Here is a 15,222-nt window from a genome sequence, read left to right on the forward strand (position 1 = left end):
TCATGATCCCCCGGCTGAGGCGATTGCCTCTGGTTCTTCGCAAAAAAGTCGTCCGACTCCCATGCCCCTCGCGTTCCCTTCATCATCGCGCAGGAGGAACAGAGCGTCGAGCCCGCGTTTTCTTGCGATTGCCGCGCCCCTCTCCCGGCCGAGCACCATCAGCGCCGTCGCCCAGGCATCCGCCTCGGCACAGCTGCGGGCAACGACGGTGACGGAGGCAGGCAACGCGATCAGCGGTGCGCCGCGTCTCGGATCCATGGTGTGCGACAGGCGTCGTCCCTGCACCTCGACCCAGTGGCGGTAGTCGCCCGACGTCGCCACGGCAGCGTCCTGCAGCGCGAGAAGCGAATGGGGCGTCCGGCGCTCCGTGTCTGGCGCTTCCACCGCGATGGTCCACGCCTCTCCGTCCGGCCGGAGGCCTGTCGCGCACATTTCCCCATCGATTCCGACAAGGGCGTTGTCGATACCGTGGTCGCGCAGTGTCTCGGCCAGCCGGTCCACGCCATAGCCCTTGGCGATGCCGTTCAGGTCCAGCGCGATGGGCGCGACCTTGCGCATGTGGTCGCCGTCGAACTCCAGAACCTCATGCGCCGGGCGGCGCGGGGTTTCCATCGCTGCACGGATGCCGTCGGGCGCTGCGGCCTCCGGCCCGAAGCCCCAGGCCATCACCGCGTCCCCCATGCCGATGTCAAAGGCCCCGCCCGAGGCGCGCCCGATTTCGAGTCCGAGGCTCAGCACCTGCCGGAGGCGCTCGGGCACCGGCACCCATTGGCCCACCGGCGCCGCGTTGAGCCGCATCAGATCGCTGCCCGCGTTCCAGGTCGACATCTGTCCGTCCACTTCCTCCACGGCCGCTTGCAGCGCCGCGCGGATCGGGTCGGGGTCGACGCTCGGCTCTGCATAGAACAGTGCTGACCAACGCGTGCCCATCGTCGGGCCGTTCAGAGCGATGCGCGCGCTCTCAGTAGACATCTTCGACATACCGTCCCTCCGCCTTCAGTGTTGCAGGCGAAAGCCCGGCCGGCGCGAGGATCTCGGCCAGCGCCTCGGCCACGCCCGCGGCCATGTCGCGCCCGCCGCAAACCATCACGCGCGCCCCGTTGCGGATGAACTCCGCGACCTGAGTGGCCTCGCCCCGCAGCGCGTCCTGCACGTAGTGGGGACGCGCCCCGCGCGAGACGGCCGTGACCAGCCGGGTCAGACGCCCCTCATCCTGCCAAGCCGCCAAGTCTTCGCCGTAGAAGAAGTCGCTGTCGGGATGACGCATGCCGAAGAATAGGTGGATCGGCCTGCTGCGCAGGTTGCCGCGCACGAAGCCGGCGAGCGGCCCGATGCCGGTCCCCGCGCCGATCAGGATCAGCGGCGCGCGGCTCCGGCCCGGGCGGAAACCGGGGTTGCGGCGGAGAAAGGCGATCACCGTTTCGCCCGGCTCCAGCGCCGTGAGCTGGCCCGAACAGAGGCCGCCGGCATGCTTTTTCACGACGATCTCAATGAAACCGTCGCGGCGCGCGGAGGCGAGTGAGTAGAGTCGCGGGACGGCGCTTCCCTCCGGCACGACGCCGACGAGGTCGCCTGCCGTGAACCGGGCGAACCCGGAACCGGTCAACCGCTGCCAGAGCGAGACGCGCGGCAGGGCGAAGCGGAGGATCGCGGTCGGGGCCTGCACCTCGGCGCCGTAGTCCCGTCGCGAGACGAGGGTCAGCGTCTCGGTCGTGGGCAGAACGGGCTGGTGCGACAATTCGAGGGGGATCCCAAGCGCCTCACCAAGCGCGCGGCCCCAGCGGACAAAGTCTTGCGGGGACTGGCGGTCGATGGTGTCGAGAGGCAGGAGTTCGGGCCAGCCCTTCGCCTGCGCCGCCGATGCGACGGCCTTGGCGAAGGCGCAATAGGCCGGAAAGCTGCGGTCGCCGAAGCCGAGCACGGCCAGATGAATGTCAGGCGCAGGATCGACAGCGCTGAGCCGGTCGAGGAATCCCTCGGCCGAGGCCGGCGCCGCACCGTCGCCATAGGTCGCGGCGAGCACGATGATCCGCTCGGCCCTCATGTAGCGCTCCAGGGCGAATCCCGACATCGCGCCGACATGGACGCTCTGCCCGGCTTTTGTCAGAGCGGCGTGGAGCGTCGCGGCGAAACCCCAGGTGCTGCCGCCCTCGCTGCCGACGAGCAGGATCGTCTCAGCGCGCCCGGCCGGCCGGTTGCCCCGGATGCGCGGCCGCCCCCGCCGCCCGGCAAGCCAGACCAGAACGCCGGTCCCGCCCATCGCCGGCACGCCGAGCGCCGTGAGCCCGAGCACGAGGCCGAGTGTCGCCGCGCCTTGTCCGGTGTGGAGCATGTAGACGGTTTCCGAGATGCGCTCCCACCCGGTCAGGTCGGCCCATGCCAGCAGCGCGCCGGAGCCCTGGTCGAGATACCCCGTCCCCCGGTCGGTCTTCAGCGTGAAGGTGTCCGTCGCATCGCCGGGATAGGGAAAGCTCAACTCGCGCAGTTCGGCGACGGGCGTCTGCCTGAGGGCCGGCATCTGGTCGAGAGCGAATCCGGTTTCACCGCTCACCTCGGCGGGGAAGCCTGGCGTTGCGCCGCCGTCGGGAAGGAGATCGAAGGTGGACGCCGTCATCCACAAAGCCGTGGTAGACGAGAGCACAAGCCCTATCACGGCAACCCGAGCGACCTCGACGTGAAGACGACCGGCAAGCGGACCGCGCAGAGGCGCGAACCAGAGCCGCCAGCCGCCCGCCCGTCGCGCCACCAGCGCCGCGCCCGAAAGCGAGAGGACCAGAATCGCCGCCGCCCCCGCCGCCATGGCGATGCGCCCGCCGTCCCCGAGGAACAGCGAGCGGTGAAGGTTGGTGAGCCAGCGAAGGGTCTGGTTGGGGTCGGCCGAGGCCACGCCCTCACCCGTCACCGGGTCGATCACGGCGGCGCCCGGCGCGCCCTGGTCGAACCAGTAGGCCGTGATCCGGCCCGAGGGTGATCGGCGGATCTGCTCGACGCCTGGATAGACCGCCTGGATGCGGTCCGCGAGGGCGGCGACCGTGAGCCCAGTCTCCGCCTGCGGCGCGGCAAGGCGTTCGGCCGCGGGAAAGACCGACAGCGCCGCGCCGCTGAGAGCGAGGATGGTGACGAGCGCGAGGGCCAGCAGACCCGGCCAGCGATGGAGTGCGCGGATCATGGCCCTCACTCCTCACATGTCGTAGGCGAAGCTGGCGACGTAGCGGCGCCCGTTCACCGGCGTGCCCGCGCCATCGGTCGTGAGCGGCACCGCCACCTCGTTCGGGCTGTCGCGCATGTCCTCGACGGCGGCGTCGATGTGGAGCGTGTAGCCCGCATCGAAGAGCGCATCGGCCAGGTCGAGTGTGATCTCGAGCGTTCGGCCCGCGCCGACGCTGGCGCCGGTTATGCCGTTCACCTGCGCGGTATCGCCACCCGTGGCGCGGTACCAGTCGCTCAGATGCTCGTAGTACTTGGACTTGCCGCCAGCCATCCAGAGACTGCCGACATAGGCGCCCGAGGCGTCGGTGACGTAGAGCGCAAGATATGCCCCGTCGCCGCCGTAATTGTTGAGGGTCGTGGTCAGGGTCACGGGACGCGCCATGGCGAGGCCGGGAAGCGTCAGCGCGGTGGTGAGCGCGAGTGTCGCGAGAAGCGATTTCATCGGATTGATCCTTGTTTGGCTGGTTGCTGCAGGACGGCTCAATTCACCTGAACCTGCGGCGGAGCGTCGTTCCCGAAGAGGCCGTTTTGCGGCGGTGCGACGGTGCCGGCGGGCGCGGGATTGCGGGCGCCGCCGCGATCGTCGTCATCATCGTAGTCCATCTCGACGACCTGCAGTGTCGCCGGGTCGAGTTTCACCTCGATTTCCCGTCCGTCCGCGTCACGGCCCTTGATCTCATAGCAGCCATCATCGATCTCGAAATCGCGCACGGTCCAGCCCTTCTGCTGGGCCAGCTGCATCGCGGCCTCGCGCGACTGCCACTGGTCGCGGGGCGCCGAGCAATCGTCGTCATCGGCCAGCGCGGCGCCGACGGGCAAGAGGGAGATGATGGCAAGGGCGGTCAGAATCTTTTTCATGGCAGGGTCTCCTTTCGTCTGCTGAGGACAATCTGGAGAGCCGACCTGAGGGCTTCCTGACACGTTGGCGATTCCTGCTTCAGCTTGCCGTCAGGAAGAAAAAGGCCCCGCCGGTGAAAGCGGGACCCGGTGTGGCCGCAGGGACGTCGACCTTAGGGTTCCGGGCTGTCAGGCAATATCGCCAGGACCGGGCGCGCGCTTGTCGCCGATGACCATGGCACGGACGAGGTTTTCGCGGTGTCGGACGGACGCCAGCATGACGCCACCCACATGCATCGCCGCGAGCAGGAGCATCAGGTTGGCCAGAGTCTCATGAACCTCTTCTAGCGCACCTTCGACTTTGCCACGCTCACCGTACTCGTCCCCGTCGTCATCAGCCCAGGCGGGCGCCACGATCTGCGTTATGTCTGGCAGCATTGCCACCCGGTCTGGCTCCGCCATGAGCCAGCCAGTGAAGGCCGTTCCCGACAGGGTCACGAGCAGCGCCACGATCATGGCCGCGCCCGCCGGATTGTGACCGAGGTAGCGCCGCTCCTTGCCGCGCACCATGTCGCCGATATAGGCCAGCGTCGCTGCGGGGCCCTTCAGGAACTGAGCGAAGCGCGCATAGCGGCTGCCGACAAGACCCCAGACGAGCCGGAATGCGACAAGACCCGCAACAACGTAGCCCGCGACCTCGTGGACGGTATCAAGTTCTTCTGCGCTCAACCAGGCCACCGCGAACGCGGCGACGAGGCCCCAATGGAACACGCGTACCAACGGATCCCAGACCCGCACCTTGCCGGCTGTCCCGACATCCTTTTCTGGTGCATCTCGCGCGCTCGTTTCAGTCATCGTCGCCTCCTTCACGATCCCGGACCCGATCCTGATCGCGCCGATCGTCGTCATCCTCGTCCTCGTATTCAAACTCGATCACTTGAAGCGTCGCCGGATGGACCGTCACTTCGATCCGGCGCCCCTCGGCGTCGCTTCCGTCGATTTCATAGCAGCCGTCGTCGATCTTGATCCGGCGTACAGCCCAGCCGTTTTCTTCGGCCAGCCGGGCGACGGCGTCACGCGGCTGCCAATCGGCCATCGGCACGAAGCAGTCGTCGTCCGCAAGCGCGACGCCGGCCGGGAACACCGCGAGAAAGCCGAGAATTGTCAATGTCTTCTTCATGGGCCAAACTCCTCGTCGTTCGCCTCTTGATGCATTTCATGCACGGCGAAGCTGACGGCAGCCTGAAGAGGCTTGGCCCACCGGCTTCAGCTTCGCGTCAGCCAGACGGATCATGGAGGGCCATCGGGAAAGGACGGGGACGACCATGCGCATACTGCTGATCGAGGACGACACGACTCTCGGCGCCGCAGTGCGCGACCAGATCGCGACCGATGGCCAGTCGGTGGACTGGGTCACCCGGCTCGACGCCGCGGGCGACGCGGTGAAGGCAACGTCCTACGACCTGATCCTCCTAGACTTGATGCTCCCGGATGGTCGCGGCATCGGGTTTCTCAAGGGCTTGCGCGTGCGGGGCGACGTGACGCCGGTCATCATCCTGACCGCGCTCGACCAGGTGTCGGACCGGATCGAAGGGCTCAATGCGGGCGCCGATGATTACCTCGTGAAGCCCTTCGACTTGGCCGAGCTGTCGGCCCGGATCGGCTCGGTCGCCCGACGCTACAGCGGCAACCCGAACCCCATCGTCACCCATGGGCCGCTCGACATCGACCTGGCCGCGCGCAGCGTGCATCGCGACGGCAGGCCGGTTCCGCTTACGGCCCGCGAGTGGGCGCTGTTCGAGGCCTTCCTCGCGCGCCCCGGGCAGCTCTTGTCCAAGGCGCAGCTGGAGGAGAAGCTCTATGCATTCGACGCCGAGGTGGAAAGCAACACCATCGAGGTCCATGTCAGCCGCCTTCGCAAGAAGCTCGGGAGCGCGGTCATCGAGACCGAGCGTGGCATGGGCTACAGGCTGGGCAAGCCATGAGGCTGCCGCGCAGCCTGCAGGCCCGGCTCGGTCTGTCGCTGGGCCTCGTGCTGACGATTCTGTGGCTCATGGCCGCGACGGTCACGGCGGTGATCGTTCGGGGCGAGTTGGACGAGGTTTTCGACAGCGCTCTGCGTGAGACGGCGGAGCGGATCCTTCCGCTGGCCGTGACCGATATCGTCGGACGGGAAGATGAGGGGGTAACGCAGCGGCTCGCCCCGATCCGGGAACACGACGAGTTCTTCACCTATCTCGTCCGAGATGCCGAAGGGCGCATCCTGCTGCAATCTCATGCGGCGGACCCCGCCGTTTTCCCGCCTTACGAGGGACCGGGGTTTCAGCAGACCGCCACACATCGCCTCTACAGCGATGCGGCGCTTCAGGGGACGATCCGCATCACGGTGGCCGAGCCGTTGGCTCATCGCACGTCCGTCGCCCGCGAAATCCAGATGGGCCTCGGCCTACCGCTGCTGGTCGTGCTGCCTGTCGCGCTGGCGGCGATTATCTTGGCCGTCCGCTTCAGTCTGGACCCCCTGCACCAGTTCCGTATGCGGCTCGAGGCGCGCGGCGTCCGCGACCTTTCAGAGGTGCCTGCGGAGGACCTGCCGACGGAGATCGCTCCGCTGGCCGCAACTTTGAACAGCCTTCTGGCCCGGTTGCGTGACGCGTTCGAGGCCGAGCGCAGCTTTGCGGCGAACGCTGCCCATGAGCTTCGAACGCCGCTGGCAGGCGCCATCGCGCAGGCGCAACGGCTTCGGTCGGAGACGCATGACCCCGCCACTGATGCGCGTGCCGCCGAGATCGAGGCGACGCTCAAGCGGCTGACCCGGCTCTCCGAACGACTCATGCAGCTTGCGCGAGCGGAAGGCGGGCGACTGCGGATTGACCGAAGCGCGGACCTGAGAGCCGTCGCGCGTATCGTGGTGGACGATCTCGGCCGCGCGGGCACGCCGGGTCGCATCTCGCTTTCACTGCCGAGCGCGGCTGTCATGTCGGACATCGACCCCGACGCCTTCGGAATCCTCTGCCGGAACCTCGTAGAGAACGCCCTCCGCCACGGAGCGGAGGATGCTCCGGTCGACGTGACCCTGACGGGAGAAGGGCAACTGATCGTGGCGAACGACGGTCCCGTCCTGCCGCGCGACACACTCGACCGCCTGACGGCGCGCTTCGAGCGGGCAAGTTCTAGCCCGGACGGCAGCGGGCTGGGCCTCGCCATCGTTGCCGCCATCGCGGACCGGATCGGAAGCCCGCTCAATCTGGAGTCGCCGCGTCCGGGTGCCTCCTCCGGCTTCCAGGCGTCCCTCAGGCTCCCGACAGATGTCACCGACCCTTGCGCGAGGAGCGATGCGCAGTAGGCGGAATGAAACGCGCCGGCGACATCTTCTGGGCGACAGGGCGCTCGACGTCACCAGGGTGCTGTCAGACGAATTCGAACTGGTCTCCACAAGGACAGCGACACTGCCCCTTATGCCGCGCAGAGACCGCGCCACTCGGCCAGAGCGGCGGTACGGTTTTGCTTGAAGTGATCCCGTTTGGAGAGACTGCGATCCTGGTTGAAGTGGTTAAAGACCGAAGAGTGGACGGCGACGAATTTCTGCAGACTTCGCATGCGCCGGAAGCGCTGCATCGCTCGCTCTCGTCGTCGAAATGGGAGGTGTGAGTTCTCAACCCTGTTGTTGAGCCAACGGCCACATGATTGCAGATGGTCACAACGCAGGTCGCGAAGTGCAACTTTGTAGGATGGGAACCGATCGGTGATCAAAACCTCTGGCTGACCATACCGTCGCCTCAGTTTTCTAAGCATTTTCAATGCGGCCCGCTTGTTCCTCCGCCTTTTGACGACGCTCTCCAGAACCTCGCCTTCGTGATCAACCGCTCGCCATAGGTAATGGCGTTCGCCATTGATCTTCACGAAAATCTCATCAACATGCCACTGCCAGCGCGAGAAAGCGCGCAACTGCTGAACACGCCGCCGACGGATCTCGGACGCAAATATCGGCCCGAACCTGTTCCACCAGAACCGGATGGTTTCGTGGCTGACATCGATGCCCCGCTTGTGCAGCAGGTCCTCGACGTTTCGAAGCGACAGAGGAAACCGCACGTAGAGCATCACCGCCAGGCGGATGATCTCTGGGCTGGTTTTGAAGTACTTGAACGGGGAGCGTTTGGTCATCCCGGAAGGCTACCGAGCCCCCTGCCCGATCTCAAGCAAAGTTTCTCTGACAAGACCTGGGTTTGGTCATCTCGAGACGCCACTCAGCCCCCTGCGCCGCCGCAAGCCAAGTTCCTTTGACAACGCCACAGCGAGCCCCGCTTGCGCAGCGCGGCGTTATAACTGGACCAGTTGGTCGCGCGGTAGCGGGCGGGGATGGCTTGCTCATTCGACCCGTGTAACCGCATGGATTCCCGATGTGAATCCTCAACGGTCAAAGTTTTGCAACAATGCGTTCTATACCAAAAATGATCCAAAAACTGGAAAATCAAGCTATTGGGAGTGATCCGGTGCATATTTGGTAGACTCATGCCTCCAAGTATGCAAACAACTTACGCACAAAAATAACAACAACGGGGGCGCGGCAGGCGAAATCTACGTTGATGCCCCTCAATAAAGGCCAATTCCGGGAACAATCCTGGAGATCAAAATCCAACGTAAAGGGAGCCAATCCATGGTCTACAGAAAAGGCATTAGCCGCCGAGATTTTTTTAAGAAGTCGTCATATACCATCGCCGCGGCAGCAGCGGCAGCCGGCGGCGCTGCGTTCGAGGTCCCAAGTCTTATCGGACCGGCTGCGGCCCAAGGTAGCGAACCGACCGGCGACCCGATCCATATCGGTTTTTTGGCTGCTCTGTCCGGCCCGGACGCCGGCTGGGGATTGCCGGGTCTGACCGGCAACCAGTTGTTCATCGACAAGGTGAATGCCGAAGGAGGCCTTTTGGTCGGCGGTGAAAGGCGGCCTCTGAAAATGTTTGCTTTCGACGACGAGGCGACCGGCAGCAAGGCGCTTCAGGGCGCCAAGGAACTGGTGCTGCAGAACGACGTGAAGTTCATCAGCGCCATCGGCGGCAATCCGGCGGACGCGACGCACCCCTACCTGAGCAAGATGAAGGTGATCTACGCCAGCCTCATTTCGACCGACATCAAGCCGGATCGCCCCTATCTGATCGCCGGCGGCGACGTGACGCCCCGGATCGACATGCTGCGGCCCTTCTATCACCGCTTCGTCAATCCGGACCTGCATAGATGGGCGGTGATTTCCCAGGACGACACGATCGGCCTGACATCGCAGGCGTGGGAGGTCGGCTCGGCCCTGTCCGACGGATGGGAGGTCGTATACGACGAGCATTACGCCATCGAGACCACCGACTTCGCCCCGGTCGTCACGGCGATGCTGGCGACCAACCCCGACGTGGTCAGCCTGAACTTGTCCTATCCCACGTTCGTGGTGCAGATCATCGAACAGCTCTACCTGCAGGGCTACAAGGGCCTCATCTCGGCCAACTACCTGGATACGGAATCGATCCTGCAGAAGGTTCCGGCAGAGTTCCTGGAAGGCGCGACCGACAGCTTCCCGCTGTTCGACGACCCTTGGTGGGGCTCGCCGTCGTGGCAGCACAATTTCATCGAAGCCTGGATGGAGCGCTACGGGCCGGGTGCGCCCGAAGACGTGCACCGCGAGATCACGGGGATCGACTGGGATCACGTGATCACCCTCAAGGTCTGGGCCGAAGGCGTGACGCTGGCCGGAACGGTCGATCCCGATCAGGTGCTCGAAACCTTGCGGGGACAGGACTCGATCCCCAGCATCCTCGGGCCGGCAACGATGCGCGGCAAGGAAATGTGGGGGATCGACAACATGATCTCGCCGCCGATCCCGATCAACGAGGTGCGTGGCGGGACCAAGCGCGTCCAAGCGCAGATCCGGTTCGAGGACTGGTTCGAATCCCGCAAGGAAAGCATCATCAAGGTCGTCGAGGAAAAGGGCCAGATGTATTATCAACGCTGAGGGCCGCGACTGGGTATCCGGTCGCAACAGCAGGCGCGACACGCGCGCCTGCCGCGGTCTTTTGCATGCAGTCTGTCAGAAATCACGGATAGATCATGGACTCAGCCACGCTTCTTCAAACCTTCGCCAACTCCATCGTCGCCGGATCCATCTACGCGGTGATCGCTGTCGGTCTGGCGATGGCATTCGGCGTCATGAAAATGGCGAATTTCGCCCATGGCGAATTCTTCATGGTGGGGGCCTACACGGTCTATGTGTGCTACGGCCTCATGGGCTGGCCCTTTCCGGTCGCGGTTCTGATGGCGATTCCCGTGGTTGCGCTGCTGGGCGTGGCAACCGAACGCTTCATTTTCAGGCCGACGCGCGAGAACGTGCTGGCGGGATTCATGGCCACGGCGGGTCTCGCGCTGATCCTGCAGGTGCTGATCGGCCAGATCTGGGGCGTGGGTCTGATGCGCTCGGTGCCCACACCCTACATGGGCGCGCTGGATCTGGGCGGCGTGAGGATCGGCTGGCAACGCGTGCTGGTGATCCCGTCGGCGATCGCGATGCTGTTCGCGCTGTGGTATTTCCTGTACCATGCGAAGGCCGGCAAGGCCTTGCGCGCCTGCGCGCAGGATCCCGAAACGGCGCGGCTTCAGGGCATCAACATCAACCGGATGACCATGCTGGCCATGGCCATATCCGGCGCCCTCGCGGGGCTTGCCGGCGCGCTCATGGCACCGATCCATCCGGTCACCCCCTATATGGGGCATGGCATCATCCTGACCGCGTTCATCGTGGTCGTGATGGGCGGCATGGAAAGCATCGCCGGCGCCATCCTGGCCGCCGTTCTGCTGGGCTTCATCCACACCTTCGTCACGACGCTCTCTGACGCGGTCACCGCCCAGATGGTCGGTGTGGCCTGCATGGCGGTCGTTCTGATCGTCAGACCTCAAGGCTTGCTTGGAAGGGTGAAAGCGTGACACGCACAAACTGGACATTCGCCGCATTCCTCGTTCTCGTTCTGGCCGGGGCCTGCGTAGCCCCCTTCCTGGTCAAACCCTATACGTTGGAAATCCTGATCATCTTCCTGATCAACCTCATTCTGGTGTGCAGCTACCGGATCCCGGCGATGACCGGCGACTGGTCTCTGTCGCATGTGGTCATGATGGGGGTGGGGGCCTACACGACCGCCCTGCTGTCCACGCATTTGGACCTGTCCATCCTGTTGACCGTCCCGCTATCGGCCATAGTCGCCGGGATCCTCGGCTATATCATCGTGCTGCCGATGATCCGCACACGCGGTTTCGGATTCTTCATCGCCTCATTCGCGATCGGCGAATTCGTCCGGCTGACATGGGTCAAGTTCCGCGATGTCTTCGGCGGGCCGCGCGGCATGATCGGTATCCCGAACGGCGAGATCGGATCGATCGACCTGTTCTTTGCAACCCCGTCCTATTTCTTCATGCTGGTGATTGCCTTCATCTGCCTCACCATCATGTACCGCATCGACAAATCCCGGATCGGAAGCACCTTCGTGGCAATTTACAAGGACGAGGAGCTGGCCGAGGCGGTCGGGATCAACGTGCCGCATTACCGTGCGCTGGCCTTCGCCACGGGCACCTTCTTTGCCGGCATCGCCGGGGCATTGCTGGCGCACCGGCTGGGCGCGGTGGATCCGAAGGGCTTTGACATCAACACGATGGTCTATCTGATCATCTGGATCGTGGTCGGAGGCTCGGCAACCTTCTGGGGCCCCATCGTCGGGCTCATCGTCGTCACCTTCGCCTTCGAATGGACACGCCCGCTGTTGGAGTGGCGTCCGCTGCTCTTCGGCGGGCTTCTGATTTTCTTCCTTGTCTTCCTGCCGGGCGGTCTGGAGAGCCTCTTGGCAAAGATCAGACAGCGTCTCGTGCCGGGGCAGAATGACGACGCGGCGGCATCCCCGGGCACGGCAGGCGAATAGGCTGCGCGGGCGCGGATCGCGGATTTCGGAGGAACGACAGAATGGCATTGCTTGAAATCAAGGGACTGACGAAACGTTTCGGCGGCCTGCTTGCGGTGAACAATGTGGACCTCTCGATCGAGCGCGGAGAAATCCGGGGGATCATCGGGCCGAACGGCGCGGGCAAGACGACGCTGTTCAACCTGGTCAGCGGCACCTTCGCGCCCACGTCGGGCACCATCACCTTCGACGGCGAAGTGGTGTCGGGCAAGAAGCCGAGCCATATCGCGCGCGCCGGGCTTGTCCGCACCTTTCAGCGCAACGCCCTGTTTCCGAGCTATACGGTGCTGGAAAACGTCATGCTGTCGCGGCACATCCAGTCCGACGAAACCCTGCTCAAGGCGATCCTCGGAACCGACAGGCGCGACGAGGAAATGAACCGCGCCCGGTGCCGGGAAATCCTCGCCTTTCTGGGCCTGACCCCGTACGAGAACGACCTGGCCGAGAATCTCGCGCACGGGCACCAGCGTATCCTGGGTATCGCCAACGCGCTGGCGGTCGAGCCGAAACTGATCATGCTCGACGAACCCGTCGCCGGCATGAACCCGACCGAGACCGCGACAGTCACCGATCATATCCGCCGCCTGCGCGACGAGTGGAACATGACCGTCGTTCTGGTCGAACACGACATGCGCACCGTGATGGAGACATGCGAGTATATTTCCGTCATCAATTTCGGAGAATTGCTGACCGAAGGCACACCGGAACAGGTTTCAGCGAACCCCAAGGTGATCGAAGCCTATCTCGGGTCGGAAGAGCTCGAGATTTGACGGAAACCCGGGAAATGAACGTGAGGATTGAACGCATATGTTGAGCTTGAAGGATGTCTGGGCGCACTATGGGTCGGTCGCGGCGGTCAAGGGCATTTCCGTCGAAGTGGCCGAAGCGGAAATCGTGACCCTCATCGGCTCCAACGGTGCGGGCAAGACCACCACCATGCGCACGATCTGCGGGTTGCACAAGCCGACCAAGGGTGAGATCCTCTTCGAGGGCAAGCGCATCAACGGCCTCGATCCGGAAAAGATCAATGCGCTCGGGATCGCCATGGTGCCCGAAGGCCGGCACGTGTTTCCACAGCTCACGGTCATGGAAAACCTCGAAATGGGCGCCTACCTGAGAAAGGACGCCGCCGGGATCAGACGGGATCTCGAAGAGATGTTCACCCATTTCCCGATCCTCAAGGAACGCCACAAGCAATTGGCCGGAACCATGAGCGGCGGCCAGCAACAGATGGTGGCCATGGCGCGCGCGCTGATGTCGGGCCCGAAAGTGCTTCTGCTGGACGAACCGTCGCTGGGGCTGTCGCCGCTGATGACTCAGCAGATCGCAAAGATCATCAAGAAACTCAACGAGATAGGCCGCACGATTGTTTTAGTCGAGCAGAACGCGCGCCTGGCCTTTCTGCTGGCCAAACGTGCCTATGTCATGGAAATCGGGCGCATATCAATGTCCGGGCTCACGGTGGACCTGAAGGACGATCCGAAAGTACGAGAGACCTATTTGGGCGTTTGAAGGGGCTCTCATGATGGGTTGGGTAGCCCCTCCTGACGGCACTTGTGCCACAATGATCTGAGCAGGATCAGGAGGATTTGGTTATGAAAAAAGTATCGATCATTGGCGTTGACCTGGCCAAGCAGGTCTTTCAGTTGCCTAGTCCAACGGCCAAGGGTGAGGTTGTGTTCCGCAAGAAGCTTTCGCGCAAGCAGTTCCTGGCCTTCATGCAGGCGCAACCAGGGTGCTGCGTGGCAATGGAAGCATGCGCGACCGGTCAGCACTGGGCGGGGGATGAGGTCGCCGAAGCTTCTTGCGCGGAACGGCGCGACCGCAACCGTCAGCCCCATGCACCTGAAATACATTCTTCGCCAGATCGAGCCCGACCGTGGTAATCTCCGTCATGACTGTCCTCCCTTGTGGATCATTGCAGACCCACCTTGGCACAGCGATGCCGTCGGGGGGTGGTCACATCATCAACGCCGACGAAATACCCGATGCCCCTGCGGAGATCCCGCTTTTTCGAGAATGACGATCCGGCCCTCGACGTTTTCACCACGCTCCAATAGACATTCGGCAAGCTTCCACGCTGTCGAGACACCATGGATACCAGCGCCTATGATTACAAAATCCGCGTGTCCGGAAACGCCATCTTACACTTCGCATCCTCATCGAATGGTCAAACCTTGAACCCCCAAACAAACCAAAATTAACCGTTTTCGGAACCAATATTTGCATTTTTGGCGCGCTAATTCTGATAATGGTTTAGAAATGGATCAAAATAAGGCCGAATAAAATGGGCAGAGGCAGTTTCTCCGACGTGGCCACGGAACTGAGACGATCCATCGAAAGTGGCGAGTTCCAGCGATTTGAGCGTCTGCCGCCGTCGCGGACACTTGCCGAGAATCTCGGTGTCGCGCGGAATACGCTGAGGGCCGCGCTGATTCAACTCGAAAAGGAGGGCCTGCTCGAAACGCGGCCTAGAAGCGGGACCTATGTGACCTCTCCTGATCAGGAAGTTGTTGTCCTGACCGCCGTAGAAGAAGCGACACCTCTCGAACTGATTGACGCGCGCTTTGCCCTCGAGCCACACATCTGCCGTCTATGCGTGCTGCACGCACGGCGTGAGGATTTCGAGTTGCTGGATAGCCTCTGTTCGAAGATGGAAACAGCCATCTGCGACCCCGTGACGTTCGCGGGAGCCGACACGACCTTTCACCGCGCCCTTGCTCTGGCAACCCGGAACGACCTGTTGATCTGGCTTATCAGCCAGATCAATATTATCCAATCGCTCGACAAATGGACGCGCATGCGGCATTTGACACTTGATGAACAGATTATCCGTCAATACAATAAACAGCATCGGGAAACCCTGAATGCGCTGCGCTCGCGCGAGCCGGAGCGCGCGGCGGTCAAGATGAAAGAGCACCTCGAAACCGCGCGCATATCGCTGATGCGTGCCGAGGAGGACTCTGTCGCAAATCGAATGATGGCCTAGGTTCCCCTTTCCCCAGAAGACTTACCCTGTGGGCTCCGTGACGGAGGGGGAAAGATTCGAACGCTCGGCATTTGATCACTTGACCTGCCCCTTTTTTCAGGGCCACTCGTAAGTCGAGCTTGTTCCCCTTTTGTGTGTCATCATTCGGCGGCATGAGCAATGGGCGCAGGCGCGGAGCCATCAGGTAGCTCAAGCGGCTGCGCCCAT

The 15,222-nt window shown here is 63.4% G+C and carries 16 protein-coding genes and 1 pseudogene; 8 read left to right on the top strand and 9 right to left on the bottom strand.

The genetic code is table 11. The features are described from left to right. From DDZ14_RS13920 to DDZ14_RS13945, 6 genes are all read right to left on the bottom strand, one after another. On the bottom strand, positions 1–981 hold the full coding sequence (locus DDZ14_RS13920; protein WP_109425583.1) for an FAD:protein FMN transferase: 981 nt from the start codon (positions 979–981) through the stop codon (positions 1–3). Continuing rightward, complete coding sequence (locus tag DDZ14_RS13925) at positions 962–3,169, bottom strand: PepSY domain-containing protein (protein ID WP_109425584.1); 2,208 nt, start codon at positions 3,167–3,169, stop codon at positions 962–964. The genes DDZ14_RS13920 and DDZ14_RS13925 overlap by 20 nt, the downstream gene beginning before the upstream one ends. A gap of 12 nt (positions 3,170–3,181) precedes the next feature. Continuing rightward, the gene (locus tag DDZ14_RS13930) at positions 3,182–3,652 is read right to left on the bottom strand and encodes a DUF2271 domain-containing protein (protein WP_109425585.1); all 471 of its coding nucleotides are present in this window, start codon (positions 3,650–3,652) and stop codon (positions 3,182–3,184) included. Between the two features lie 38 nt (positions 3,653–3,690). Continuing rightward, on the bottom strand, positions 3,691–4,068 hold the full coding sequence (locus DDZ14_RS13935; RefSeq protein WP_109425586.1) for a PepSY domain-containing protein: 378 nt from the start codon (positions 4,066–4,068) through the stop codon (positions 3,691–3,693). A 168-nt stretch (positions 4,069–4,236) separates the two neighbouring features. Then, positions 4,237–4,902, bottom strand: coding sequence for a cytochrome b/b6 domain-containing protein (locus tag DDZ14_RS13940; protein WP_109425587.1), 666 nt, complete (start codon positions 4,900–4,902; stop codon positions 4,237–4,239). Next, positions 4,895–5,227 (bottom strand): PepSY domain-containing protein, encoded by a 333-nt coding sequence (locus DDZ14_RS13945; protein WP_109425588.1) that lies wholly within the window; start codon positions 5,225–5,227, stop codon positions 4,895–4,897. The genes DDZ14_RS13940 and DDZ14_RS13945 overlap by 8 nt, the downstream gene beginning before the upstream one ends. Positions 5,228–5,372: 145 nt before the next feature. Here DDZ14_RS13945 and DDZ14_RS13950 point away from each other — a divergent pair, with 145 nt between their 5' ends. Both DDZ14_RS13950 and DDZ14_RS13955 read left to right on the top strand, forming a co-directional pair. Beyond that, positions 5,373–6,032, top strand: coding sequence for a response regulator transcription factor (locus tag DDZ14_RS13950; protein ID WP_109425589.1), 660 nt, complete (start codon positions 5,373–5,375; stop codon positions 6,030–6,032). Then, a complete protein-coding gene (locus DDZ14_RS13955) occupies positions 6,029–7,390 on the top strand; it encodes an ATP-binding protein (protein ID WP_109425590.1) in 1,362 nt (453 codons plus the stop codon). The genes DDZ14_RS13950 and DDZ14_RS13955 overlap by 4 nt, the downstream gene beginning before the upstream one ends. Positions 7,391–7,500: 110 nt before the next feature. On the opposite strand, the gene DDZ14_RS13960 is transcribed toward DDZ14_RS13955, so the two are convergent. After that, positions 7,501–8,208, bottom strand: a complete 708-nt coding sequence (locus tag DDZ14_RS13960) for an IS6 family transposase (protein ID WP_109425591.1) — start codon at positions 8,206–8,208, stop codon at positions 7,501–7,503. 493 nt (positions 8,209–8,701) lie between these two features. Between DDZ14_RS13960 and DDZ14_RS13965 the strand changes: the two genes are divergently transcribed. The 5 genes from DDZ14_RS13965 to DDZ14_RS13985 all read left to right on the top strand — a co-directional run bounded on the left by DDZ14_RS13965 (position 8,702) and on the right by DDZ14_RS13985 (position 13,538). Continuing rightward, positions 8,702–10,039 carry an ABC transporter substrate-binding protein gene (locus DDZ14_RS13965; RefSeq protein WP_109425592.1) on the top strand — a complete coding sequence of 446 codons (1,338 nt, stop codon included), beginning with the start codon at positions 8,702–8,704 and terminating at the stop codon, positions 10,037–10,039. 95 nt (positions 10,040–10,134) lie between these two features. Then, positions 10,135–11,004, top strand: a complete 870-nt coding sequence (locus DDZ14_RS13970; protein ID WP_109425593.1) for a branched-chain amino acid ABC transporter permease — start codon at positions 10,135–10,137, stop codon at positions 11,002–11,004. After that, a complete protein-coding gene (locus tag DDZ14_RS13975; protein ID WP_158275535.1) occupies positions 11,001–11,987 on the top strand; it encodes a branched-chain amino acid ABC transporter permease in 987 nt (328 codons plus the stop codon). Before DDZ14_RS13970 ends, DDZ14_RS13975 begins: the two co-directional genes overlap by 4 nt. A 41-nt stretch (positions 11,988–12,028) precedes the next feature. After that, the gene (locus DDZ14_RS13980; protein WP_109425595.1) at positions 12,029–12,796 is read left to right on the top strand and encodes an ABC transporter ATP-binding protein; all 768 of its coding nucleotides are present in this window, start codon (positions 12,029–12,031) and stop codon (positions 12,794–12,796) included. A 37-nt stretch (positions 12,797–12,833) separates the two neighbouring features. After that, complete coding sequence (locus DDZ14_RS13985; protein ID WP_109425596.1) at positions 12,834–13,538, top strand: ABC transporter ATP-binding protein; 705 nt, start codon at positions 12,834–12,836, stop codon at positions 13,536–13,538. Positions 13,539–13,817: 279 nt separating this feature from the next. Here the strand turns inward: DDZ14_RS13985 and DDZ14_RS13990 are convergent. Both DDZ14_RS13990 and DDZ14_RS20270 read right to left on the bottom strand, forming a co-directional pair. Continuing rightward, positions 13,818–13,922, bottom strand: a pseudogene (locus DDZ14_RS13990) (IS110 family transposase); the annotation flags it as partial. Between the two features lie 71 nt (positions 13,923–13,993). Beyond that, positions 13,994–14,140 (bottom strand): hypothetical protein, encoded by a 147-nt coding sequence (locus DDZ14_RS20270; protein WP_199221351.1) that lies wholly within the window; start codon positions 14,138–14,140, stop codon positions 13,994–13,996. 197 nt (positions 14,141–14,337) lie between these two features. Here DDZ14_RS20270 and DDZ14_RS14000 point away from each other — a divergent pair, with 197 nt between their 5' ends. Continuing rightward, positions 14,338–15,015: a FadR/GntR family transcriptional regulator gene (locus DDZ14_RS14000; RefSeq protein ID WP_233252589.1), complete on the top strand. Its 678-nt coding sequence runs from the start codon at positions 14,338–14,340 to the stop codon at positions 15,013–15,015. Positions 15,016–15,222 lie beyond the last annotated feature (207 nt).

It is taken from the genome of Maritimibacter sp. 55A14 (assembly GCF_003122205.1).
GTDB lineage: Bacteria > Pseudomonadota > Alphaproteobacteria > Rhodobacterales > Rhodobacteraceae > QEYE01.